Below are 21,022 nucleotides of genomic sequence, written 5' to 3'. Positions count from 1 at the left end.
TACAAAAATTAATTATGTAATTTGTTCTCATATATTTACTGTATATTACCTATATTATTCTTTATGCGATTATACGTATATAATACTATAGTCACGTTTTATCACAATGAAGAAATGCTTTTTATACTATGTATTATCGGATGGTTTTTTCAGTTATTAAGATATTTTTCCGTGTTTTCCCACTGCCAGCAGACAAAAAATCCCTAAAAATCAAGCTGCCCCCTCAAAAAGACATAAAAAAAAACAGGGTAGAAATACTTACCCTGTTACATGCCTGTTTAAACAACATTATTAAAATTACTGCCCATCACTTCGTTCATATTATGTACAGTAATGAATGCTCTCTTATCAATTTTATAGATAAATTTTTTTAATTTTATATAATCCTGTCTTTCTAATACAATCGTAATAACTTCTTTATCGTCATTAGAAAATGCCCCTTTGGCAGAGTGCAGTGTTGCGCTTTGATGAAGGTTTTCAATAATATACTGCTTAATGAATTCACATTTCTCGCTAATGATAACTACCTCTTTTGTCATTTGCAGCTGGTTGCGGAAGTAATCCACTACAATTCCTCTCAAGAAAACTCCAAAGCAGGCGTACAATCCTTTTTCCACACCGAAAACAAACAGTGCAGCCACAGAAATAAGACAATCTGCCATAAGTACGGCCTTGCCTATTTCAATCGAAAAATATTTATTGAGTATCATGGCAATTAAGTCCATCCCACCAGTAGATGCATTTTGCTTTAATACAAGCACTAACCCAAAGCCCGCGATTAAAGTACCGACAACAAGCTGGATGAAAAGATCATGACTTAACGGTGCACTGACAGGATCTAGTTCTCCTAATCCCCAAACAAAAAACGTTAGCAAAAAACTAGCATAGATTGTTTTAAGGCCAAATTGAAACCCTAAAAACGCAAACCCTAACAGGAAGAATATTATATTGAGCAAACCCATCAGCCCGCCAAGAGGCATATTAGGGAACACCGCTTGAAGGACAATGCTCAAACCTCCGAGTCCTCCAGAAGCAAACTGGTTTGGCGCCATAAAATAATGAATATTAACGGCCATAAGCAATACCCCTATATGGAGCCAAATATAGCTTGCTGTCTTCTCAAACGAAATTACCTTCACTTTTCCCAATCCACTGAAAGATCCCATGCGATCGGCTTCTCCATCCATTCTTTTGCTTCTTTAACATTATCTGCTTTTCCTAATACCCACATCAGCTTGGCGATAATAGCTTCTGTGTTCATATCCGCCGATAAGATAACATTATATTGCGCAACCTTTCTTCCTACCTCATATAAATACAAGTCTTGTCCTTCCTCTAGGCACTGGGTGGAGATGACGACAGCCACTCCTGACTCTACCATTTCCTGAAGCTTAGGAAGCAGGTTTCTTCCCTCAAAAGGCAGGCCCCCATTGCCGAAGCTTTCAATAACAATGCCTTTATAGTTGTCTTTTAAATAGTCGAATATTTCCGGCTTCGTACCTGGATGAAGCTTCAACAGAAACACATCTGGACACAGGCTAGTATCCTTCTTAAAAGAACCTTCTGCTTTGCCAGGCTTCCAGTAATAATGAATATGATTGTCTTGAATGGATGCAACATACGGATGATTTATACTCTCAAAAGCATCATAGCTTTTCGTTCTCATCTTCACTGCACGCGTGCCAATGATAACCCTGCCATCAAAGACAACAAATACCCCGCCGATGTTTTCTGTTGCAAAACGGATACTGTCTGCCACATTTTTCTTTGCATCAGTCTGTTTAAAGCTGATCGGAACTTGAGATCCTGTAATAACAACTGGCTTGTCTAATCCTTGAAGCATGTATGATAATGCTGCAGAAGTATAGCCCATCGTATCTGTTCCATGTGTTATCACAAAACCATCATATAAGTTATAATTGTTGCTGATTGCCTCAGCAATCACTTTCCAATGCTCTGGCTGCATATTCGTACTGTCTCTGTTCATCAGTATTTCACATGTGACATCAACAGTCTGAGAATCTCCTTCAAAATGCTCTAATAACTGCTCCGCAGACATGCCAGGAACTAACCCTTCATTTCCTTCTACAGAAGCAATTGTACCACCTGTTGCAAGCAGCAATATTTTTTTCATGAGTGTTCCTCCTACTTCCTCCATCATTTCTTTATATGCGTTACGCGTATTTATTTATTTGTATTATAGTACCATTCCTATTAATAAAGCAATATATGTATTCAATTCGCGTATTTTTTCTTTTAAAACGAGGATTGACATGCTATACTCCAAATATAGAGTAAAAGGAGGAATTAAAGTTGCTGCAAATATTAAGTGAACTTAGGAAAAACAAAAACTGGTCTCAAGCTGAAACAGCTGAACTTTTAGGAATTGCTAAAAGCACTTATGCCGGCTATGAATCTGGCTACCGCGAGCCATCATTAAGAGCCCTCATTCAAATAGCAGACTTGTTTGATGTTTCTGTTGATGTAATTCTTTCCCGCAAGAATAAGACAACAAAAGTAGAAATTGGGTCTATTCCGAAAATGGACAACCTTGTGCTGACAGTAGATGGAAAGCCGCTTACAAAAGAAGAAATTGCAAATATCGTTGCATTTACAACAGTCAGAAGACAGCTGGATAAGGAAGAAATTGCTCAATAAAAAAACCTGATTTAATAAAATCAAGTTTTTTAAATCCCTAATTCAAATGTTTTACTTTTAATTCGATCGATTGTCTTTCCTTTGCGTCCTTCGTCTCATCAGGATACCCAGCTGCAATTACACCGATCACATCATAGTCTTCTGTCACACCTAAAATATTTCTACCGTTCTCAGAAGCGCCTACAGAACTCCAAAAAGTTCCGATTCCTTTCTCCCATGCCAGCAATAGAAAGTTTTGGATAAAACAAGACACCGCAGCTGTATTTTCTTCCCTTTCTAAAGCAGTCTTTCCTTTGTGAGATAAAACAGCAAATAAAATTGGCGCATCTCCGAAATTGATTTTATGATTAAACTTAGCCCTTGTTTCTTCCCCGATAAATACGATTTCCCACGGTTCTGTTAATTTATGGTTTGGAGCAAATGCTGATACTTGCAGCAGCTCTTTAATTGTTTCCAAATCAATAGCTTCTGTTTTAAACTTCTTAAAGGTTCTTCTTTCCTTAATAATTGTAGCCAAACTCATCTCTCATATCCCCTTTGCTTTTTAGTCTCTTTTATTATACATGAATGCAAGTTTTTTCTGTTATTTTAACTACTTTATCCTGTCGACAAATTTCCCAGGAAATCTGTTAAATAAGGTTTTGCTTGTTTCACTGCCTTTCTATCAGGGAATTAGGATGGTAATTAACTAGTAATAGAAGGGAGTAGCATTATGGATAAAAAAGTAGCAGTAATCACAGGCTCCGGAATGGGGATTGGCAAAGCGATTGCAGAACGCCTTGGCAAAGATGGTTTCAAGGTTGTAGTCAGTGACATTAATGAAGAAAGCGCAAACAGAACCAGCATCGAACTGATAGAAAAAGGCATCGATTCGATTGCAATTCAAGCAAATGTCAGCAAAAAACAAGAGCTAGAAGCATTAGTAGAACAAACGGTGCAAGAATACGGACAGCTAGATGTGTTTGTAAACAATGCAGGTATAGATCAAGTTGATTCTATTCTTAATATTTCGGAAGAGGATTTACAAAGAATTTTTGAAGTCAACGTGTTCGGAACCTTGTACGGTATCCAAGCAGCCGCAGTGCAAATGAAAAAACAAGGAACTGGCGGAAAAATCATTAATGCCTGCAGCATCGCAGGGCACAGAGCTTATTCCTTACTAGGTGCTTATTCTGCCACTAAATTTGCAGTCAAAGCGTGGACACAAGCTGCTGCTGAGGAACTCGCTTCTGCCAAAATAACAGTTAACGCATATTGCCCAGGCATTGTCGGCACCAGCATGTGGGACAGAATTGACGAGGGCATGGTTGAGTATATGAATCTCGAAAAAGGGCAAGCCTTTGAACAATTCTCTAAATCTATAGCATTAGGCCGCACACAGGAACCAGAAGATGTAGCCAATTTTGTATCCTTTCTCGCTTCTAAAGATTCAGACTATATGACAGGACAATCAGTATTAATCGACGGCGGTATTCTTTACGGCTAATAAAAAGGGGGGCTCATGTTTATGAGCCCCCTTCTCTCTGTTACTTTTTAAACCGGAAAGGCACAGTAGTTACGATAACATTTCGTCTGTAAAGAAGATGGGCTTTAAGAAGCAAGCTGGATTGATTATGCAGGATATTATGCCAGCTTTTTTTCGTTATGAACTGTGGAATAATAACCGTGACACTATGGTTATTTTCTGCTCCTTTTTCTTCAATTACATCTATGAATCTCCTTAATGGTCTCACTAAACTGCGATATTGGGAATGGATTGTCACAAGGCGGATATCCGGTCTATATGCTTTCCATTTCTCCTCCATCCGTTTTTCGCTTTCTCTGTCAAAGGCAACATATACAGCGATAATCGTCTGTCCAATCGTTTCTGCATATGCTAAAGAATTATCGACAACCTTCGTTATCCCAGCAACAGGCAAAATAACAATATTACCTTCTGGCTTTTCTGCTTTATGATGTTCATCCATACGGAGCTGGCTGGCAACATCCTCATAATGCCCTTTAATCTTATGAAAGATAAAGACGATTATCGGTAGGAATATCAGCACAGACCATACTTGAGAAAACTTTGTCGTGAATAAAATAAGCAGCACAGTTAGTGTTATTAATGCCCCAGCCAAGTTTATGCTCATTTTCCACTTCCAGTTTTTCGGTTTTTCTGTGCACCATTTTTTAATCATTCCGCTTTGGGATAGTGTAAATGGAATAAATACACCTACTGCATACAGCGGAATAAGCATTTCTGTATTCCCTTTAAAAAGAATAATTAATAGAATAGATGCCGCTCCTAATGTAACAATTCCATTCGAATAGCCCAATCTGTCACCACGAATTGTAAAAATTCTTGGCATATACTTATCAACAGCAAGGTTGACTGCAAGCAACGGAAACGCAGCAAAGCCAGTATTAGCAGCTAATATTAAAATAAGCGCTGTCGTTACTTGAATGAAATAATAAAATCCATTCCGGCCAAACACCTCTGAAGCGATTTGTGATACAACCGTTTCTTCTGCTTTTGGCGAAATCCCATACCAATAGGCAAGTAAGGTAATACCGGAAAAGAGCACGCCCAGTATAACTCCCATCAGCGTTAATGTTCGGACTGCATTTTTTGCTGAAGGCTCTTTAAAGTTCGGTACAGCATTGGAAATAGCCTCGACCCCTGTTAACGCTGAGCATCCAGATGAGAATGCCTTCAATAATAGAAAAATACTCAATCCAGGAACAGCTGTACCAATTGGTGTATGCACCGCGTTGCCAACATCACCTGTGACCATTTTCCATAAACCTGTAAGAATCAGCACCACTAACGCGATAACAAACAGATACACTGGATAAGCCAGAATAGATGCTGATTCTGTGACTCCTCTTAAGTTCAAAATAGTAATTAATATAACAAACAAGCTGGCTATAAGCACATTATGTTCATGTAAGCTAGGAAATGCTGATGTAATTGCATCTGTACCTGCTGATACACTTACAGCAACAGTCAGGATATAATCAACGAGCAAGGAGCCTCCTGCAATCAAGCCGGCATTTTCCCCTAGATTTGTTCTTGAAACAATATAAGCACCGCCTCCGCGAGGATATGCGTAGATGATTTGACGATATGATAATATCAGTGCTACAAGCAGCACAAGTACCCCAATGGCAATCGGTATAGAATACCAGTATGCGAGAATACCAATACCTGCTAATACGAGCAGTATTTGTTCTGTTCCGTATGCAACCGATGAAAGTGCATCAGAAGAAAGAATCGCCAATGCTTTAAGCTTATTTAATTTTTGCTCCCCCAATGCACTTGTTTTTAGTGGCTTCCCAATTAAAATTCGTTTCAAAATTGAACCGCTCATGTTACCCTCCAGCTTTCTCGTAAAATGTCTTTCCAAGTAGGCGATATCCCAATTTTTGCACACAAAAAAACCACGAGGATACCCCGTGGTCGATCGTGTCAAATCGAACATCAGATTATTCCTCTCTCTAAACGCTTGCGGAGTTAGCTGTCGGGTTGGGACATCTGAGAGTTGCCCCTCCTGCAATAGGATTCACCCCAAGCGCCATTATCACGGCACATAAAAATTGGGTCCCCCGCTCCAAAAATGGATTAAGCGATTTACGAAATATTATTTACTTGAAGATATTACTCCCAAAAAGATAAAAAGTAAATGAAGGAAAAAGAGCAAAAAAGAACAAAAAAACGCTAAAAGACGCAGGCAATGCAAATTACTCGTCCTCATCTAACCAATTCTCTGTTTTTTGCTGTTTTTCTCGTTAATTCATCGTTTTATAAAATAAAAAATAAAAAAGGAAGGATTGTCGTTAAGACAACCCTTCCTTTAGAAAAAATATTAGTATGCTAAGCTGAACAAGCCTTTAATATGTGAAAGATAACGGATGTTAGAAGCTTCTTTCATCAATGATGCAGGCATGCCTTTAAGCGGTGTAGAGCTTCCGCCAACAATAGCAACTCCGTCTTTGCGGCCTAGGCTTGCAAGTGTACCAGAGTTGATTGGGCTGAATCCTTCTAGTGTTTTACCTTCAAGGTAAGCAAAAAGGTTGTACCCGATTAATTCACCCATTTGCCATGCGATTTGTGCAGTTGGAGGTGCTGGACGACCATCTCCATCAGCTGGGAAGTATACAGCACTGTCTCCTGCAACAAATACTTCAGGATGTGAAGTTGATTGCAAGAAGTCATTAACTGTAGCACGTCCGCGGTTTACTTCTAGACCAGAAACACCAACTAGAGGGTTACCTTGAACCCCACCAGTCCATACAAATGTGTTAGCAACGATTTTTTGACCATCTTTCAAGTCAATAACATTGCCTGCTACATTTGTTACTGCAAGTCCAGTCAAGAACTTAACGCCGCGAGCTTCCAAGCTTTTAGTAGCTCTGTCGATTAAATCATCTGGAAGAACAGGAAGAATCTTTGGTCCTGCTTCAACAAGAGATAGGTTGATTTCTTTATAGTCAACGCCGTATTTCTTTGTCATTGCAGGCAGGATGTCAGCTAGTTCACCAACTAGTTCAACACCAGTCAATCCGCCGCCGCCGATAAGAATAGTAGCATCTTCTGGTTTTTTCGTTTTAGCATATTCGCTGATGCGTTCTTCCACATGCTTGAAAATTTTGTTTGCATCTTCAGCTGATTTTAAAACCATGCTGTTTTCTTCCAATCCAGGAATACCGAAGTAAGCTGTTACGCTTCCTAATGCAACAACAAGTGCATCGTAGCTTAGCTTAGATCCGCCTGCAAGGATTACTTCTTTATTATCTACGTTGAAAGATTCAACTGTTGCAATCTTAATATCAACATCAAGACCTTTAAGAAGCTTATCAAGAGGCATTGCTACAGCCTTTTCATGAACGTTTCCTGCTGCAAGGCGATGCAATTCCGTAATGATTTGGTGTGTTGGATATTTATTGATTACCGTTACATTCGCTTGTGATTTAGTGTAATATTTGCGGACATTTTGAGCTGCCAATAGACCGCCGTAGCCTGCACCTAAAATAACTATATTTTTTGCCATGGTATATCCTCCGTCCTTCGTTCTATTCAATTGTTGAACTTATTTTTGTTGGTCGCGTTCGTTCAAGATTTGAAGATAGCTTTGTGTAAAACGCAGCATTTTTTGAGCTTGAGGATCTTTTAGTAATTTAAGCAATCCGAATACACCGATTGTTTCATTGCTTTGCTCAGCACGATCCTTCGCTTCAATTACAGCTGAAGCCATACCTTTTGCTGAATGAACGACTGGTTCAAGCATTTCAGTTGTTGCATTGACCATATCACTCATGAAGACCTCATCTTTTGATAGGCCTTGAACAAGATCATATGAGCTTGTCAATGTATTAACGACTTCTGTTAATTTTGGCAGCTGTTCGATTAAAGTAGTCAATGACTCTTGTACCTCAGGCTTTAAAAGCTGATCCAATAAGTCTTGGCTATTAGTAGATGTAGCTGTCAGTTCAGCACTTGTTTGTGTAGTTGTTTCTGACATAACTGATTCTCCTTTGCTATTGGCATTTTCCTAATGTTTTTTTGAATATCAAACTATTGTGCATTTTTGCACAATAGTTCGTAGACTAATAATTTGGATACATTGATAATAAGGTATGTAGTTATACAAAACTAGTAATTCTAAAGTTTCTACAACAACCCTTCATTAACTCCTTTAATATAATACCACTTTTTTATTAAAAATAAATGTGAGAACCGCAAAATTTTAAAGATTTTTTTGTTTTGTGTGAGATATGTCACAGCGACTCCATCCAATCCTTGCTCTTACCTACCAGGAAAAAACCTTGATGTCATGCGTTGTTATTATAGATACGTTAGTTATGCTTCAGTGAGAACTTTTTACAAATATTTGTCGATTTAATCATAGTCTTCACGTATCAACCTGCCGCTATGCATTCTATTTTTAATGTGTGGAGATAATTTCTTTTGATCCATCTAATACAAAAAACAGGCCAATTTCGGCCTGTTTTTCTTTTATATTTCAATATCCACGACGATGCTGTCGACTCTGCCGACTTCGCGAATATATGTTGCTACTGCTTGATGTTCGGGATTTGGTCCATATAATGCAAGGGCCTCCCTGTCTTCAAAACGAACCTTCAGGACTACCTGATAATCTTTACTGCTTTGGGCGAAGTTCAGTCCTGCCTGCAGGTCTACAACTCCCATGATTTTGTTTCTTAAGGCGCGGAACCTTTTAATCACTTCCTGCAGCTGTTCTTCTGTTGTTGTTTCACTAAATTTGACAAGGACAATATGATCTATCATGCTTGAACCTCTTTCTGGCATACTTTTTTCGTTCTCATTTTAGCGGAATTTTAAACAAGCAGCAAATTTTTTAGCAAAGTTATGTAAATGGACTTATTTTTCCTGAGTCCTTTGTAGTGCTTAGACAAGGTCTGCCGCTTAATTTTACACATATTTTTCCATCAATGATGAAAATCAGCGCTCCGCAAATATTTCAATGAAAACGATACATACTAAGTTAAGACATATAACCATTTTTATTATTATTTAAGAAGGAGTTATTATGAGCAGCCAAGAAAAAGACAATCAGAAGGATTCAAATAAGCAAGGTAATTTAAAATGGTATGAATTATCACTTGTTGGTGTCGGCTGTACGATTGGCACTGGCTACTTTGTAGGTTCCAGCCTGGGAATCATTGAAACAGGTCCAGCGATTGTATTATCTTTCATGATTGCGGCAATTGGAACTTATATTGTTTTTAATTTATTGGCAAAAATGACAGCAGAAGATCCCCAGGAAGGGTCCTTTTGTTATTACGCTAACAAGGCTTTTGGTTCTTGGGCCGGCTTTAGCTGCGGTTGGAATTATTGGGGTTCCAATATTCTTATTATGGGCAGCCAGCTTACCGCCCTGTCTCTTCTTTCACAATTTTGGTTTCCCAAAATACCTCTTTGGGTATTTGCTTGTATTTTTGCTGTATTATCGATATTTGTCGTTTTCTTGGGCACAGACGGCTTTGATAAGGTTGAGAATTATTTAGCTGTTATAAAAACAGCAGCGATTGTTATGTTTATCATCTTAGGAGCTGCAGCTTTATTTGGATGGATTCATGGCGGAGATCATGCTATGCAGACCCCTAAAAGCCTTGATGCTTTTTTCCCAAAAGGATATAAAGGATTTTGGACATCTCTTATCTATGCCTTTTATGCATATGGAGGGATAGAAGTTATTGGAATGATGGCGATGCAGCTTAAGGACAAGAAGGATGCACCAAAAGCTGGTACTAATATGCTCATCATTTTGCTGATTATCTATGTTCTGTCTTTAGCTTTAGCAGTATTGCTTGTACCACTTGATAAATTTAATGAGAAGGAAAGTCCTTTTGTAACAGCACTCGCAGGTTATCCGCTCAGCTTTTTCCCTCATGTTTTTAATGGGGCGATCATTATTGCTGGGTTTTCAACGATGACTGCATCGCTATTCGGTGTAACTAAATTACTTGTTACAATGGCTAAAGGTGGCGATGCACCTAAAATTTTCGAAAAGAAGCTAAAGAAATTTCATAAGCTGCCCCTTCCCTCATTAACTTTAGGAGCAATAGGATTATTTGCATCCGTTCTAGCTGCTTTACTATTGCCAGGGAAGATATTTGAGTATATTACAACTGCAGCCGGGATACTGTTACTGTACAATTGGGCATTTATTTTGTTCTCCTCCTTTAAAGTTTTGAAGCCTAAAGGATGGGATAAGACAAAGGCAATAATCGGACTGCTTCTTATTCTTGCTGCTGTCAGCGGGACAGTGTTAGAAAAAGGTATTCGAACTGGCTTTTTTATAAGTCTTGCTTGTGTTTTACTGATTGGGATTGCAACCTTTATCGTACATTTAAAACATAAAAAGTCCTCACCTGAAACCACCTAAATGAAGAGGAAAGCGTTCTAAGCTTTCCTCTTTTAGCGATTTTGCCGTTTTTTATTAGAGATGCCAGCTTGGATTTGTTTCATTTCTGCTTCATTAATAATTCCTAATGTTTTGCAAATATAAGAATATGCAGCAATCTTCTTTTCAACTCGTCCGCTTCGATTCATTTAAATCACTCCTTTAATACCATTTATATGCATTATGTTAAAAAAGTTTCCTTTACGCAAAAAAACTAACCATACGCACAGGTTGGCTAGTTTCCAATTATTCACTTTACTTTTTTGTTATACTATTTATAAGGCTTGGCAGCCACTCTTGCAAATTCGAGAATAGATACCCCATCCCTTTAGCTTTATCATTGCTCATTGCCCAAAATGAGTCAATTCCATAAGGAGATGCATTATTGTCCTGCTTCTCATTAGCTAAAACCGCTTGTTTTCCAGTGCTTTTTTCAATTATTGCTATTAGTTCAGACAAGTGAATGATGCCGTCAGCACATGCATTGACTGGCCCTTCTATCCCCTTTACTCCAGCCCAGGCAATAAAGTTTCCTGCTTCCTTTTCATCAATAAATCCCATTGCTGCCTGAATGTTAGGGAAATAGATTTCTTCCCCGGCTGCCACTTTTTCTGTATGAAATTCAAGTCTTTTAGTATAATCGTTGATTCCAAGTACGATGGGAATTCTTACTGCTGCCGTCTTAAAAGGGGCTTTTTGGAAAAACACAGCTTCTGCCTGTCTTTTTCCTTCTTGATATGTCACCTCTTTGGCGGATTTTATAACGATTGGATATTCATATGGATTAAAATCTTCTTCTTTTAAAAGCTGCTTGTAAGAGTCATACACAGATAATGTGGATGTTAGTATGTAATGTTCCGTTTTTCCGCTGAAAACCTCTATTGCATTAAGTGCATCTTCTGAGGAGTAACAAATCTGGTCATAAACAGCATCCCATTTTGTATCTTTAAATGATTCCTTAAAGTTCGTTAAATCAGAGCGGTCAAAGAAAATTCGTTCCACTTCGTCTCCAAAGGGATCTGCCGCCATCCCTCTAGTTGCTACTGTTACATGAACACCCATGTCTAATAATGACCTTACAAGATGCACACCAAAAAACCTTGTTCCACCGATCACAAGCGCTTTTTCCACTAATATCCCCTCCACTGATGATACTTCCTATGTAATGCCACTATATTATTCTACAAACAGGAAGCGTATCCTTTTTCTGCACGAAAAAAGATGCATATAGCTATGCACCTTTTTGAATAATTATCTTGGGAACCCTGGTACATATTGTTGTGGAATTGCTGTTTCCTTCCTTAACTGAGCAGCTGCTTCTAATGCCCAGTAAGGATTTCTTAACATTCCTCTTCCAACTGCAACAAGTTCTGCATCTTCATTTCCAATAACTGAATTAGCAAGAGCTGCTTCATCCAATCTGCCTACAGCAATGACAGGAAGATTAAATGCCTGTTTATATGCTCGTGCGAACGGCACTTGGTAAGCAACATGTGTGCCAGGTTTTCCTGCTGCTGCAATCGGGCCTTCTCCGCCTGCACTTATATGGAATATATCCACACCTGCATCCACATACGCTTTCGAAAACTCGATGCTTTCTTCCACCTCGTAGCCGCCTTCCACATATTCTTTCGCAGAAATGCGCAAAATTAAAGGCATATCTTCCGGCATAGCACTCTTAGCTGCTTTGATAACTTCCACACCAAATTTCGTACGATCTTGACCATACTCATCTTCCCGTTTATTTGTCAGCTTTGATTGGAATTGGTGAATTAAATAGCCATGTGCACCATGAAGCTCAATTGTGTCAACGCCCGCTTTTACAGCACGCTCCACTGCAGCACGGAATTTCTCTACCATCCCTTTTACTTCATCTGTTGTTAGCTCTCTAGGTGTTTTCGAGTTTTCGTCAAATGGAATTGGCGATGGAGCGACTGGAAGCTCTGCATCTTCTGCTTTGCGACCAGCATGAGCAATTTGAATGCCCACTTTCGCACCGTGTTGATGACAAGCATCCACTATTCTTGCAAGTGGAGCAATTTGCTCATCAGACCATAATCCTAAATCATAGTCAGTAATCCTTCCGTCTGGTTCAACATCTGTCATTTCAATAATGATTAAACTCGCACCACCGATTGCTCTGCTTACATAATGAACGTAATGCCAATCTGTTGCAATTCCGTCCTTTTTCGTCACAGAATATTGGCACATTGGCGGCATAACAACTCTGTTTTTTAGCTCTAAGCTTTTGTAAGAGTATGGAGAAAATAAATGTTCCATCGTTATATTCCTTCTTTCTTTTTCAAAATGCATGCTCATGCATATAAATTATCATTCCTGTTCTAGATGGTCAAATAAAATAACTTGAAATAGCTCTCTCTTTTTTTCCACATACAAGATACCCGTTTTCTCCCAAACCTATTCCACTTCAATAGCAAAAGCATATAGTGCATCTCCATTAGGACTATCCTCATCTGTCCACAAAGCAGAGTACACAAAATAGTAGATTCCCGCTTCTTGCGGAGCCTTCATTTGGCCACCAGCTTTTAATACTGTTGTTTCTTTATTTTCAGACTGTATTTGTTGTAAGCTCCCTTCAGAAGGATTTTCATAATCAAATTCAAATTTTATCCTTTGATTAGCTTTGACCTTTTTCGGTGTTTCATCCTTGAGCAGCTCCAACGGTCCAGCTGTATCTGCACAAACACCGCTTCCGCCATTTGACCAGCAGTAGCTGCCAAGCTTCGTTTCATGCCGGATATCGTCCATAACAATAAAAAGACTAGGTGGTTCATTCATGACAGGCTGAATGTTTGAACAGCCTATTAGCAATACAAAGAAAAAAAGCAGTAAGATTATCCTTCGCAAACGAGCACATCCCCTTAGTCTGTCTTCTTCTAATAGGGCGAAAACTGAATGGAAAAAGTTACAACAAAATATAAAAAAAGGAAAGAAGTAAAAGCGGACATGTGCTTATCAGCTTTTACTTCTTTCCAATCATCATTTGCAATATGGAACTAAGGTCATTTTTTGTTTCTGTCTTTTCCAGTATAGCTGCCAGTGTGTTAGAAAAAGTCTCATTTGCTTTCACAAACTTGTCTTTACCATACTCAGTCAATGCAGTGTAAATTCCCCTCCGATCATCTGTGCACAGATGTCGCTGCAGGGCTCCGCATTCCTTCGCTTCAAGTCTTGTCACAAGCCTTGATAAGGCACTTTGGCTCAAGCCCACCATATCTTGAAGCTGTTGAAGTCTAAGCTTATGCTCTGGTGCTTTTGACAAATAAAGAAGCACATAAAACTCTCTAAGTGAAAGCTTATGCTGATGCTGCAGGACATGTTCAAGCTCCGTCGCTATTGCACCTTGTAAGCTTGATAATGCCAGCCAGCTTTCCGTATATGAATTTGCCGGTTTTTCCATCATTGTATCTCCACCTATATCCTTATAACAAAACCCGAATTCTTTCCTATAAAATACTAACTCCCATTCTACCAACAGGGAGTATAACGGTCAATGCAGAGGATATCAGTGTTGTTTGTTAACTATTTTAGCCTCTCCCAGCCTGGAAAGACGGATATTTTGTCATACCGCCGTCTGCAAACAAAGTTATCCCTGTCACATAGCTGGACTCATCAGATGCAAGCCAAGCAGCAACGGCAGCGATTTCTTCCGGCTTTCCTATATAGCCTAATGGTATCATACTTTCCACATCTTTTCGCTTGGCAGGATCGGCAAACTTTTCTGCATTAATAGGAGTGTTAATGGCACCAGGCCCGATATTATTTACACGTATTCCTTTTGGAGCATACTCAAGGGCAAGTGTTTCTGTCATCAGCTTCACCCCGCCTTTACTTGCTGCATAATGAACAAATGTCGGCCACGGAATCATTTCATGAACGCTTGACATATTGATTACATTGCCCTTAATATCATGCTCAACAAAATACTTTATCGCTTCCCTGCTGCCAAGAAACGCACCAGTCAAATTTGTGCCGATTACCTTTTCCCAATTGTCTAATGTCATCTCATGGGATGGCACTGGATTCTCAATTCCTGCATTATTTATCATTATATCTAACTTTCCAAAGTGGTCATGCGCAGTTTTAACAAGATTGATGACATCTTGCTCCTTTGTGACATCACCTTGAATAATGACAGCTTGTCCGCCTGCTTCTTCGACTTCTTTTTTGACAGCTGATGCCTCGTTGTCATCAGAAAAATAATTGATGACAACATTAGCCCCCTCTTTACCAAATCTGATTGCCATTGCACGGCCCAAGCCCGTCGATGCTCCTGTAATTGCCACTACTTTACCTTTTAAGTCAGTATACACGGAAAGTTCCTCCTTGTTATTTTTTCGCGATGCCTAAACAGATGACCCCTGCAATAATGAGGATAATCCCAACCGCAACAAAGACAAGCTGGCGCTTTGTTTTCTTTTCTCCTAATAAGAAGATTCCGCCTAGGGTAGAAATAACTACACCTGTCTGGGATAAAGAATAGCTGATTGCCACGCCGACCTTTGGCTGCGAAATAAACAAAAACATATTTCCAGCTGCCCAAAACAAACCAGGCAATATATTCTTTAATGCATAAAGATTGAATGGCTTATGTTTATATGTAATAACAAGTCCGCCAATCACCATTCCGATTGACTGAGGGAAGAGTGCTGACCAGCCATCAACAGAAAACAGTCTTGCGATTACAACATAGCCTAAATACCCTAAAGTAGAAATCAGTAAGGTAACTGTCCCCTTTTTCAGTTTGGCAGACTCATCTGCACTTCTCTTCTGATCATATGTAGTTAAAATTATCCCTGCTAATATACAAAGAATGGCAATAATGCCAAGAATAATGGTAGTAGCAGTTGTCCACTCACGAAATACTAGGACACCAAACAAGGTTGTTGATACAATCTGCAAACCAGTTGAAATTGGCATTGTCTTTGAAACCCCAATATATTCAATTGATTTAAATTGATTGCTTTGCCCAATTGCCCAAAAGATACCTGAACATATACCGACAATAAGAATAAGAAGGGACAGCTCCGGTCTTGCAATCAAATAAACTACAGCAGAGAAAAGAAGTGCACCAATTGTTGTACCTAATGTCTGACTGTATGCCCCGCCCCCTATTTTCACATTAATTAATACGATGCTGCCCCAAAACAGAGCAGGAAGAATTGCTAAAAAAAACTCCACTTTAAATCAAACCCACTTTCTTGTTATATCGTTTAAATTTCCCTAATCGTGCAAAATCTAATCAGCATATTTATTAATAAAGCAAGTAACTTAATAAAAAAAAGCCTAAAATCTCGATTTGCGGATTTCAGGCCACTCCATTGCTTATTCCATTGTCAGCACTTTTTCTTCTAGTAAACAAACTGCTTTATGGCATTCACTGTCGCTGATTGAAGATTTTAACTCACCTATTGCCATATCGACAAGATGCTTGCGGCGATTTTCCGGCTCTGCCAGCTCTTCCTCCACAAAATCGATTAATTCCTCATATTTTTTCTGATCTTCCACATTTTGCACACTGTTTCTAACCATTAGCTTTAAAGATTCAATCATACAGGAAATATTTTTACTATCTGTATGCCTGTCACTTTCGGCGCTGTCTGACAGCCATTTTAACAGCAATTCAGGAGCAAGCACTCGTTCGCCAGTCTTCGCAACATCCTCTGTCATCGCAATTATTCTATTAACACTGTACTGTACAATTTTATGAACATCTATTTGCCGCTGTTGATCTAACGAATAGAAAAAGATCATATTATGAAGGTTGCCAGTCAACATGACGGCACAATCAAGCAGATACGGTTTTTTATCAATTCCGCAAATATCCATTAGCCGCTTATACAGCCAGTTTAATTCCTGAATTCTCCTCCTGTTCAAAAATTGCTTGAGCTCCGGATCATTCGTAAATAAAATTTCTTCAAAAAGAGAGATAATCTTATACTGGTTGTTCGTGTTAATTAACAATTCAATTTGCTGAATAAAAATTGCCAATGAAGCTTTATCTTGACCAATCATAAGCTGTTTGCGCTTCTCGCCAAGTTCAGTGTATATATCCTTAAAAATAGAAATCAGCAGTTCATTTTTACTTGAAAAATAGTTGTAAAAGGTTCCTTTCGAGATTCCGCTACTTTCTAGAATTTCTTGAATGGATGTGGCTTGGAATCCTTTTTCAATAAATAGCTCATGAGCTTTATTCAATACATGCTTTTTCCGGTTATTCATATTCATCACCTTAGGGAAATTATACTGACAGTTCAAAAAACATACTAACCTATTCGGTAAATAATTTCAAGAAATCAGCAAAGAAAACGTTACCATTAAGCCTTGCTCTCGCTATTCAACAGGAAAAATAATCCAACAAAATTTATTTTTTAGTAAACCTAAACATTTTTTATTGCAAAATTTATACTGCCAGTATATTATTATTTAAGCCTAGAACAATTGTATAAAAAATGAACTAAAGGTTCATAAGGAGGAAAACATTTCATGAACAACACAGCAACACAAAATACGAAAAAGCCACCATATGGCATTATCGCCATTCTGATGGCCGGGGCTTTTGTTGCTATCTTAAACTCAACATTATTAAATATAGCATTGCCTTCTATTAATAAGGACTTTGATATTGATGCTTCTGTCGGGCAATGGCTCGTTACAGGCTACATGCTCGTTAACGGAATTATGATTCCGACAACGGCTTTTTTAATTCAAAGATATTCCATTAGACGCCTGTTTATCACAGCGATGTCATTGTTTACCATTGGTACACTTGTGGCAGGCTTCTCAGGATCGTTCCCGGTTCTGTTGGCAGCACGTATGGTCCAAGCTTCTGGTTCTGCGATTATGATGCCAGTATTGATGAACTTCCTGCTTACAAGCTTCCCTGTTGAAAAACGCGGAAGTGCAATGGGAGTATTCGGCTTAGTTATGATTTTCGCACCAGCAATTGGTCCGACATTGTCTGGTTATATCGTAGAGCACTTCCATTGGCATGTTTTATTCCGTGTAATCGCACCAATTGCCATTCTTGTTTTGGTACTTGCCATTGTGAAATTAAAGGATAAAAAGGATAAAGTAGATATTTCTATCGACACCCTTTCTGTCATTCTGTCAACATTAGGCTTTGGCGGTCTGCTGTACGGATTCAGCACTGCCGGCAACAAAGGCTGGGACAGCCCGTATGTTTATGGAACATTGATTATTGGTTTCCTAAGTTTAGTTCTCTTCATTGTAAGACAGCTTAAAATTCCAAATCCAATGCTTGAATTCAGGATTTTTAAATATCCGTTATTTGCATTATCAGCAGCGATTTCTATTGTAGTTAATATTGCCATGTTTTCTGCGATGCTGTTAATGCCTATGTACATTCAAACAGTTAGAGGTATCTCTCCACTAGATTCAGGACTGCTGCTTTTACCTGGGGCAATCATTATGGGAATTATGTCGCCAATTACTGGTAAACTTTTTGATAAATATGGTGCCCGTATTTTAGCAGTAACCGGGTTGGCTATCACAGCTGTTACAACATATATGTTCAGCAAATTAACAATGGACACATCTTATACAACTCTAATCATCATTTATTCTTTCCGTATGTTCGGGATGTCAATGGTTATGATGCCAGTAATGACAAACGGCTTAAATCAAGTGCCTGGACGTTTGAATCCGCACGGCACAGCAATGAACAATACATTGCAGCAAGTTTCTGGCGCAATCGGGTCTGCATTAATGATCACCATTATGTCCAACCGCACTACAACACATGCAAATGAATTGGCAGAAGATGCAATGAAATCTATGGCTAACAGCACAGTACAGCCAGATGCGGCAACACTTGCGGCAGCTAAAGAACAGCTTGCGATGAAAGCAATGATGGAAGGAATTAATGATGCATTCCTTATTTCTGTCGGCGTCGTTGTTCTTGCTTTAATCCTGTCATTCTTTATGAAACGAGCAACACCTGCTGAAGATATTCAAAGCAATCCAAACAAAGTGCAGCAAAAAACTTCTGCAAAACTTGCAGAAAACTAATAAATAGATACAAAAAGCCAAGCTGTGATTATGATCAGCTTGGTTTTTTTATATCAATATATCAACCTCCTTTTCCAAACTGAATCCCCCCCTAGATTTGCTCGTGACGAACAAGAAAATTTCTAATTTTTATGGTGAACTCTTGGTTAGTTTTTGGTATAATTTAGCTAAGTTAATAAAAAAATGCTGTTACTAGACTTTCATATTTTAACTGCGGATGCAGGATTAATAATGTATTCAAGTAACTTCAGGGCAGCTTTGATAATAGACAGACTTAAATAAAAGATAGCGGAATAATAAAAGGTGGCTAGAAAAATGCTGAAGAATAAACGAATCAAGGAAATTCAGGATTATGTGCATGAACATGAAACTGTTTCTTTAGATGAACTGGTAGAAGTATTTAATGTCTCTAAAAATACGATTCGCAGAGACATACAGGAGCTTGTTGAAGAAGGAGAGCTTAAAAAAGTCTATGGTGGGGTTGCCGTTAACCATGCGACACTCGTTTCTTTTAACGATCGGCAAATACGCAATAAGGATGAGAAAATGCTGATTGGTAAGAACGCAGCCGAGTTCGTTCAAGACGGTGATATAATTTTTATTGATTCAGGCACAACCACATTGGAAATGCTGGAGTACCTTAAAACAAAACAGCTTTCCATTATTACAAATAATCTCGATTTCATCATTAAAGCACTGCCATATGAAAATCTTCATATTATAACATTTGGCGGTGTGCTAGAAAGAAAAACGAAATCCTTTGCAAGCATCCAAAGCACAGATGTTATCAAATCCTATAACATCAATAAGGCCTTTATGGCATCAACAGGGATTTCCATCAGTAATGGTGTCACAAACTCCTCCCCATTAGAAAGCGAAATTAAAAAGAATGTTGTCGAAAGAAGTGCTGAGGTTTACTTGCTTGTTGACCATCATAAGTTTGATAAATATGCATTAATGACATACTGCACTCTACATGATATTGACTACTTAATAACAGGTGCCGAGCCTCCAAAGGAATATCAGGCATTCGCAAGTGAAAACAATATTAAGCTTGTCATTGCTCAAAAAGAAGCATAAAAAACAGCTCCTAAATTACCATTTAGGAGCTGTTTCCATTTTTCTTTGTTCGAATTTAACAAATAGCCGGTAATAAATTACACCACTTAATATGGCTAACAAGCTGATAAAGAAGAATGTCCACGTATAGCCCACCCATGCACTCATCGGAATGGACAATGGTGCAATCATTTTCGAGAAGGTGTAGCGCAGACTTGCAGCGGCATAATACTTCCCCCTTTTATCAGCTGGTGCAAGCTCGGAAATGAACCCTTGCTGTATGCCAGCTGTCATCAACTCTGCCAGCGTAAACACAAGCATCGCCAGCAGCAGCCCCCAAATCCATGAAGTTTGGCTAAATAACAGCACAGAAGCGGCATAAATAAACGAAGATATGATAAACACATTCCGTTCTTTGTATTTACTCATCCATCTTGTAACTGTAATTGTAAAGATAGCGACTAACAAGCCGTTTTCTGCGAGCACAAGACCAAATGCCTGTGTGCTTTCCACCACATAAGACCAATTACCGAATTGAAGCAAAGGCTGGTCTGTCACCACTTCATTTATATACACTGGAAACAGGAGATCTAATTGCATGAAGGTTTGTCCGACAAGCACGCCTGCGATGATGAAAAGCAAAAAAATGCGGTCATTCATGATTACCTTATAATCTTTAAGCTGATCGCCGAGCACAGAAATCCAATTACTTGCTTGCCCGCTCTCCTCCATTTTGGAAACGGGTGCAGTCTCTGTGATCTTATAATGAAGAACAATGCCGAGAACAAGATTCAGCACGCCGGCCATCAGCAGTAATGCAAATCGGTAATCAGCGAAAAAAATACCGCCAATAATAGGGCCAATCACGACTGCAATATTTGTCGACGTATAAAAAATCGCAAATACATCGCTGCGATCCTTCTCTTCCGCTACATCCGCTATCATTGCCTGACTTGCCGGCCAATACACTGCACCGAACATACTTACAACAGTAAAGCACACAAACCCTAGCAGTGCTGAGTCAAGCCAAGGGGAGCTTGAAAAGGCAAAAACGGTGAATGCAGCTCCCTGGGCAAATGCTGACAGCACCATCATTCTTTTCCTGCCGTATTTATCTGCATAATAGCCTCCGAGCAAATTGGCTGCACAGGAAACAACTTGAGATAATATTAACAGCAGGCCAGCTGTTGATTTTCCGAAGGAATCAGTAAAATATATAGCTAAAAAAGGGAAGAACATCCAAAATGTAATATTAACAACAGATTCCCCTGCAAGGCGGATCTTTAAATTCTGATCCCAATCTCTTAGACGCATACTCATAC

Annotated in this window: 21 protein-coding genes and 1 riboswitch; of the genes, 5 read left to right on the top strand and 16 right to left on the bottom strand. The window is 38.9% G+C overall.

All coding sequences use genetic code 11. The features are described from left to right. Positions 1 to 278: 278 nt before the first annotated feature. Positions 279 to 1,139, bottom strand: a complete 861-nt coding sequence (locus ACLIJJ_RS07595; protein ID WP_411410813.1) for a YitT family protein — start codon at positions 1,137 to 1,139, stop codon at positions 279 to 281. Continuing rightward, complete coding sequence (locus ACLIJJ_RS07590) at positions 1,136 to 2,134, bottom strand: asparaginase (RefSeq protein ID WP_233317737.1); 999 nt, start codon at positions 2,132 to 2,134, stop codon at positions 1,136 to 1,138. The genes ACLIJJ_RS07595 and ACLIJJ_RS07590 overlap by 4 nt, the downstream gene beginning before the upstream one ends. Before the next feature lie 179 nt (positions 2,135 to 2,313). On the opposite strand from ACLIJJ_RS07590, the gene ACLIJJ_RS07585 reads away from it, so the two are divergent. Next, entirely contained in the window at positions 2,314 to 2,658 is a 345-nt protein-coding gene (locus tag ACLIJJ_RS07585; protein WP_233317739.1) for a helix-turn-helix domain-containing protein, read from the top strand. 37 nt (positions 2,659 to 2,695) lie between these two features. Here the strand turns inward: ACLIJJ_RS07585 and ACLIJJ_RS07580 are convergent, their stop codons facing one another. Next, positions 2,696 to 3,181 carry a nitroreductase family protein gene (locus tag ACLIJJ_RS07580; RefSeq protein ID WP_233317741.1) on the bottom strand — a complete coding sequence of 162 codons (486 nt, stop codon included), beginning with the start codon at positions 3,179 to 3,181 and terminating at the stop codon, positions 2,696 to 2,698. Between the two features lie 189 nt (positions 3,182 to 3,370). On the opposite strand from ACLIJJ_RS07580, the gene ACLIJJ_RS07575 reads away from it, so the two are divergent. Further along, the gene (locus ACLIJJ_RS07575) at positions 3,371 to 4,144 is read left to right on the top strand and encodes an acetoin reductase (protein ID WP_237941116.1); all 774 of its coding nucleotides are present in this window, start codon (positions 3,371 to 3,373) and stop codon (positions 4,142 to 4,144) included. Between the two features lie 40 nt (positions 4,145 to 4,184). On the opposite strand, the gene ACLIJJ_RS07570 is transcribed toward ACLIJJ_RS07575, so the two are convergent. The 4 genes from ACLIJJ_RS07570 to ACLIJJ_RS07555 all read right to left on the bottom strand — a co-directional run bounded on the left by ACLIJJ_RS07570 (position 4,185) and on the right by ACLIJJ_RS07555 (position 8,950). Beyond that, entirely contained in the window at positions 4,185 to 6,011 is a 1,827-nt protein-coding gene (locus tag ACLIJJ_RS07570) for an APC family permease (protein ID WP_411228444.1), read from the bottom strand. 116 nt (positions 6,012 to 6,127) lie between these two features. After that, a riboswitch (cyclic di-AMP (ydaO/yuaA leader) is annotated at positions 6,128 to 6,279 on the bottom strand. A 227-nt stretch (positions 6,280 to 6,506) separates the two neighbouring features. Then, positions 6,507 to 7,691, bottom strand: coding sequence for an NAD(P)/FAD-dependent oxidoreductase (locus ACLIJJ_RS07565; RefSeq protein ID WP_233317748.1), 1,185 nt, complete (start codon positions 7,689 to 7,691; stop codon positions 6,507 to 6,509). A gap of 39 nt (positions 7,692 to 7,730) precedes the next feature. Further along, positions 7,731 to 8,162 carry a helical membrane plugin domain-containing protein gene (locus ACLIJJ_RS07560; RefSeq protein WP_127735207.1) on the bottom strand — a complete coding sequence of 144 codons (432 nt, stop codon included), beginning with the start codon at positions 8,160 to 8,162 and terminating at the stop codon, positions 7,731 to 7,733. Between the two features lie 494 nt (positions 8,163 to 8,656). Beyond that, complete coding sequence (locus ACLIJJ_RS07555) at positions 8,657 to 8,950, bottom strand: Dabb family protein (RefSeq protein ID WP_233317750.1); 294 nt, start codon at positions 8,948 to 8,950, stop codon at positions 8,657 to 8,659. A gap of 262 nt (positions 8,951 to 9,212) precedes the next feature. Here ACLIJJ_RS07555 and ACLIJJ_RS07550 point away from each other — a divergent pair, with 262 nt between their 5' ends. Next, complete coding sequence (locus ACLIJJ_RS07550) at positions 9,213 to 10,571, top strand: amino acid permease (RefSeq protein WP_237941114.1); 1,359 nt, start codon at positions 9,213 to 9,215, stop codon at positions 10,569 to 10,571. A gap of 32 nt (positions 10,572 to 10,603) precedes the next feature. Here ACLIJJ_RS07550 and ACLIJJ_RS07545 read toward each other — a convergent pair whose 3' ends face one another. The 8 genes from ACLIJJ_RS07545 to ACLIJJ_RS07510 all read right to left on the bottom strand — a co-directional run bounded on the left by ACLIJJ_RS07545 (position 10,604) and on the right by ACLIJJ_RS07510 (position 16,832). Continuing rightward, positions 10,604 to 10,738, bottom strand: a complete 135-nt coding sequence (locus ACLIJJ_RS07545) for a hypothetical protein (RefSeq protein ID WP_267913467.1) — start codon at positions 10,736 to 10,738, stop codon at positions 10,604 to 10,606. 106 nt (positions 10,739 to 10,844) lie between these two features. Further along, positions 10,845 to 11,735 (bottom strand): NAD-dependent epimerase/dehydratase family protein, encoded by an 891-nt coding sequence (locus tag ACLIJJ_RS07540; protein ID WP_411410735.1) that lies wholly within the window; start codon positions 11,733 to 11,735, stop codon positions 10,845 to 10,847. Positions 11,736 to 11,840: 105 nt separating this feature from the next. Next, entirely contained in the window at positions 11,841 to 12,869 is a 1,029-nt protein-coding gene (locus ACLIJJ_RS07535) for an NADH:flavin oxidoreductase/NADH oxidase (RefSeq protein ID WP_233317756.1), read from the bottom strand. 138 nt (positions 12,870 to 13,007) lie between these two features. Continuing rightward, positions 13,008 to 13,457: a hypothetical protein gene (locus ACLIJJ_RS07530; RefSeq protein WP_411410734.1), complete on the bottom strand. Its 450-nt coding sequence runs from the start codon at positions 13,455 to 13,457 to the stop codon at positions 13,008 to 13,010. Between the two features lie 115 nt (positions 13,458 to 13,572). After that, the gene (locus tag ACLIJJ_RS07525; protein WP_237941111.1) at positions 13,573 to 14,013 is read right to left on the bottom strand and encodes a MarR family winged helix-turn-helix transcriptional regulator; all 441 of its coding nucleotides are present in this window, start codon (positions 14,011 to 14,013) and stop codon (positions 13,573 to 13,575) included. A 124-nt stretch (positions 14,014 to 14,137) separates the two neighbouring features. Continuing rightward, the gene (gene gdh, locus ACLIJJ_RS07520) at positions 14,138 to 14,923 is read right to left on the bottom strand and encodes a glucose 1-dehydrogenase (RefSeq protein ID WP_237941110.1); all 786 of its coding nucleotides are present in this window, start codon (positions 14,921 to 14,923) and stop codon (positions 14,138 to 14,140) included. Positions 14,924 to 14,939: 16 nt separating this feature from the next. After that, a complete protein-coding gene (locus ACLIJJ_RS07515) occupies positions 14,940 to 15,791 on the bottom strand; it encodes a GRP family sugar transporter (RefSeq protein WP_233317765.1) in 852 nt (283 codons plus the stop codon). A gap of 144 nt (positions 15,792 to 15,935) precedes the next feature. Continuing rightward, a complete protein-coding gene (locus ACLIJJ_RS07510) occupies positions 15,936 to 16,832 on the bottom strand; it encodes a TetR/AcrR family transcriptional regulator (RefSeq protein ID WP_233317766.1) in 897 nt (298 codons plus the stop codon). Between the two features lie 264 nt (positions 16,833 to 17,096). Between ACLIJJ_RS07510 and ACLIJJ_RS07505 the strand changes: the two genes are divergently transcribed. Further along, on the top strand, positions 17,097 to 18,641 hold the full coding sequence (locus tag ACLIJJ_RS07505; protein ID WP_233317768.1) for a DHA2 family efflux MFS transporter permease subunit: 1,545 nt from the start codon (positions 17,097 to 17,099) through the stop codon (positions 18,639 to 18,641). A gap of 315 nt (positions 18,642 to 18,956) precedes the next feature. After that, on the top strand, positions 18,957 to 19,721 hold the full coding sequence (locus ACLIJJ_RS07500) for a DeoR/GlpR family DNA-binding transcription regulator (RefSeq protein WP_237941109.1): 765 nt from the start codon (positions 18,957 to 18,959) through the stop codon (positions 19,719 to 19,721). A 15-nt stretch (positions 19,722 to 19,736) separates the two neighbouring features. Here ACLIJJ_RS07500 and ACLIJJ_RS07495 read toward each other — a convergent pair whose 3' ends face one another. Further along, positions 19,737 to 21,014, bottom strand: a complete 1,278-nt coding sequence (locus ACLIJJ_RS07495) for an MDR family MFS transporter (protein WP_411410812.1) — start codon at positions 21,012 to 21,014, stop codon at positions 19,737 to 19,739. Positions 21,015 to 21,022: the final 8 nt, after the last annotated feature.

Origin of the sequence: Niallia laureatilytica (genome assembly GCF_046613985.1) — a bacterium.
In the GTDB taxonomy this organism is placed as follows: Bacteria; Bacillota; Bacilli; order Bacillales; family Cytobacillaceae; genus Niallia.
Note: the sequence above shows the minus strand (reverse complement) of the source record. Positions and strands in the feature narration are given on the sequence as shown.

Excerpts from the sequence above, each read along its gene's own strand:
- ACLIJJ_RS07495 (WP_411410812.1), bottom strand. The coding sequence starts at position 21,014 with ATGCGTCTAAGAGATTGGGATCAGAATTTAAAGATCCGCCTTGCAGGG.
- ACLIJJ_RS07590 (WP_233317737.1), bottom strand. The coding sequence starts at position 2,134 with ATGAAAAAAATATTGCTGCTTGCAACAGGTGGTACAATTGCTTCTGTA.
- ACLIJJ_RS07570 (WP_411228444.1), bottom strand. The coding sequence starts at position 6,011 with ATGAGCGGTTCAATTTTGAAACGAATTTTAATTGGGAAGCCACTAAAA.
- ACLIJJ_RS07555 (WP_233317750.1), bottom strand. The coding sequence starts at position 8,950 with ATGATAGATCATATTGTCCTTGTCAAATTTAGTGAAACAACAACAGAA.
- ACLIJJ_RS07550 (WP_237941114.1), top strand. The coding sequence starts at position 9,213 with ATGAGCAGCCAAGAAAAAGACAATCAGAAGGATTCAAATAAGCAAGGT.
- ACLIJJ_RS07580 (WP_233317741.1), bottom strand. The coding sequence starts at position 3,181 with ATGAGTTTGGCTACAATTATTAAGGAAAGAAGAACCTTTAAGAAGTTT.
- ACLIJJ_RS07565 (WP_233317748.1), bottom strand. The coding sequence starts at position 7,691 with ATGGCAAAAAATATAGTTATTTTAGGTGCAGGCTACGGCGGTCTATTG.
- ACLIJJ_RS07510 (WP_233317766.1), bottom strand. The coding sequence starts at position 16,832 with ATGAATAACCGGAAAAAGCATGTATTGAATAAAGCTCATGAGCTATTT.
- ACLIJJ_RS07500 (WP_237941109.1), top strand. The coding sequence starts at position 18,957 with ATGCTGAAGAATAAACGAATCAAGGAAATTCAGGATTATGTGCATGAA.
- ACLIJJ_RS07545 (WP_267913467.1), bottom strand. The coding sequence starts at position 10,738 with ATGAATCGAAGCGGACGAGTTGAAAAGAAGATTGCTGCATATTCTTAT.
- ACLIJJ_RS07560 (WP_127735207.1), bottom strand. The coding sequence starts at position 8,162 with ATGTCAGAAACAACTACACAAACAAGTGCTGAACTGACAGCTACATCT.
- ACLIJJ_RS07535 (WP_233317756.1), bottom strand. The coding sequence starts at position 12,869 with ATGGAACATTTATTTTCTCCATACTCTTACAAAAGCTTAGAGCTAAAA.
- ACLIJJ_RS07525 (WP_237941111.1), bottom strand. The coding sequence starts at position 14,013 with ATGATGGAAAAACCGGCAAATTCATATACGGAAAGCTGGCTGGCATTA.
- ACLIJJ_RS07575 (WP_237941116.1), top strand. The coding sequence starts at position 3,371 with ATGGATAAAAAAGTAGCAGTAATCACAGGCTCCGGAATGGGGATTGGC.
- ACLIJJ_RS07505 (WP_233317768.1), top strand. The coding sequence starts at position 17,097 with ATGAACAACACAGCAACACAAAATACGAAAAAGCCACCATATGGCATT.